A 2,745-nucleotide genomic window follows, 5' to 3' on the forward strand; every position below is an offset into this window, starting at 1 on the left:
GGCGTCAGAATCGTCGCCGCATCCCGGCGGGGCCATGCCGCGAGGCCGCCGGCCGCGGCAAGGATGTTCAGGGCGTCCGCGTCCACCACCAGTGGACTGCGGGCGCCCTGCCACAAGGCGCGCAGGAAGCCGTCCTCGCCCGGGAAGCGGCCCAGCCCCGGGCCTACGGCGAACACATCGCGCGCCGCGAGCAGCCGCAGCACTTCGTGCGCTGCGGCTTCGTTCCAGGCGCCGGTCCCGCCGTCTTGGACCGGCGCCAGCATCAGCTCGGGCACGGCCCCGAGCACATGCGGCAGCAGCGCCGCCGGCAGCGCCCAGGTGGCGAGCCCGCTGCCGGCGCGGAGCGCGGCTTTGGCGGCAAGCAGGCCGGCGCCGCTCATCGTCAGGCTGCCCGCAGCCAGCAGTACGTGCCCGTACGTGCCTTTATGGCCGTCGGCCTCGCGCCGCCGGCCGGGATCTACCCCGAGTTCACCTCGCAGCGCCTCCTCGGTAAGCACGGCCCCCGCCGCTGTCATCCCCGGCGGGAGTGCCCGGGGGATGCCGATATAGCGCACGATCACTTCCCCAGCCGCTTTGGCCCCTGGATACTGCGTCAGGCCCGCCTTCAGGAAGGCGAGACAGACGGTAATCCGGGCCTGGATGCACGGGTCGTGCACGGCGCCCGTATCGGCGTCCAGCCCGCTCGGGATATCCGCCGCGATGATCGGCAGCCCGCTGTCGTTCGCTTCGCGGATCAGCGAAGCGTAGCTCCCTCGCGGCGCTCCTTTCGCTCCCGTGCCCAGCAGCGCGTCCACAATCCCGGTGTAGCCGTTACGCCCGTTCTCCGCCCCAAGCGCAAGGCTTCCCGGGGCGTAGACCGCCGCTTTTAACCCAAGCGCTTCCGCGATGCCAAACTGCACCGCCGCTTCACCGCCAAACGTCTCCGGCGGCTCCGCATACAGCAGGGTGACTTTCAAGCCCGCATCCGCAAGATGGCGGGCACAGACAAGCCCGTCTCCCCCGTTATTGCCTTTGCCGGCAAGGATTAGCCAATGCTCCTGCGGGTCAAGAACGCTTTCAACGCTCTCGTCCACTCCCGATCCGTCCGGACGTACCGCGACGATCCGCTCGGCCGGAACCACGTGAAGTTCCCCTTTCCGCTTCAGGCGGCAAAACCGCAGTACCTCCTCGGCGATTGCCCGGCCGGCATTCTCCATAAGCGCGACCGCAGGAATTCCCTTTTGCCGAATCGCATAATGGTCGATTTCCCTCATTTGCTCCGCTGTCACGAATTTCATTCCCGCTCCCCCTTGCCTCAGCGATATATAAGTTGAACCAAAGATTGAATACGTAAAATGGCAGCCGCGAGAAATGTTCTTTCGATCGCTGTTGTTCCCGGATTTCTTTGAATGATTAAATTTAAACGGTGCAGAAATCCGGTCACAAAGGGGAACGAAGCCTATGCTTCCGATGCAGCTTTCTATCAGAAACTTTTGGCTTCTGCCGGAAGATTTCTCACTTTTGCCAAGTTACTTTTTCATTAGTTTAACTTATATATTTACAGAAATTAATAAGCTACCGTAAACCGCGTCCGAACAAACTGCGGGTCTTCGAGTTCGTCCAGCATCGCGACCGCATAATCCTCCACGGTAATGTGGCTAACGTCCCGTTCGTCGATGACAAGCCGGTCCATTCCGATTCGAAATTGACCGGTTCGAAGCCCCGGCTCAATCACGGCCGCCGGACTAAGCACCGTCCATTCCAGATCGGAAGACCGGAACACCTCATACGCTTCTTCATGCGCTCTGGCGAGCGGACGAACCTCCTCCGGGAACTCTGCGGTATTCATCAATTTAACGCCCGGTGCTACCTCCAGACCACCGGCGCCGCCTACGACGAGCAGACGGCTTACGCCTCCGCACTTTGCGCCCTCGATCAGACTGCGGGCGGCTTCCTGCATCTCGTCTTCTTCACCGAATCTGGGCCCGTATGCACTGATGATGGCATCCTTCCCCTCCGACGCCCCGGCAATCGACTCCGGCATCAGGATGTCTCCCGTCACGATATCCAGCCGTTCCCGCTGCCGTCTTTCCGCAAGCCGAGAAGGGTCCCGTACGACCGCAGTCACCTCATGTCCGCGCCGCAGTGCCTCTTCCAGGATGGCTCTGCCGATGGTTCCGGTTCCGCCAAACAAAACGATCTTCATCTATGTACGCCCTCTCTTATGGAATCGTGGTCAATTTTGGCATTTGCTTTTCAGCCTTTATTATAATGATCCCCAATCGGCAAGTCCAAAACCCTTTTTCGGCATACAGGCCCTGTTTTCACCGGGTACCCTAAAAAGAAGGTATCCCAAAAGCCATCATCAATGACTTTGGGACACCTTCTAAAACTTATCATAACAACAGAGCGGGAAAACCTGCCAGACCGCTGGCTGATACCGGATCGGCTTCGAAGATTTGCGTTTGAACAAATTGGTCGGTCTACTCTGCGATACTCTGGTCAACGCCGTCCCCGAACAGCGCATTCCTCCGACACTCAAAATAGCGGCCTTTTTTGGCCTTATTCCTCTGGAGAGGCCTCATTCTGAATAAATAGCGCCGTATTATGGCCTTATTTCTTCTGAAGAGTTCCTTTTTCACTCGGTTTTAGGCGTTTTACCGAAAATAGGACCGTTTTGGACCGCTATTTCTGGAAAATGCGGATTTCGAGCGAAATAAGGCCATTTTATGCCGCTATTCGAGAGTCGTTCGAGAAATCATTCAC

2 protein-coding genes are annotated in these 2,745 nt (G+C 58.9%); both read right to left on the reverse strand.

The features are described 5' to 3' along the window. A partial coding sequence (locus tag ACI48K_RS16385; RefSeq protein ID WP_475028692.1) for an NAD(P)H-hydrate epimerase occupies positions 1 to 1,277 on the reverse strand: 1,277 nt, incomplete at its 3' end. Between the two features lie 269 nt (positions 1,278 to 1,546). Beyond that, positions 1,547 to 2,185, reverse strand: a complete 639-nt coding sequence (locus ACI48K_RS16390) for an NAD(P)-dependent oxidoreductase (protein ID WP_475028693.1) — start codon at positions 2,183 to 2,185, stop codon at positions 1,547 to 1,549. Positions 2,186 to 2,745 lie beyond the last annotated feature (560 nt).

It is taken from the genome of Paenibacillus terrisolis, assembly GCF_056171975.1.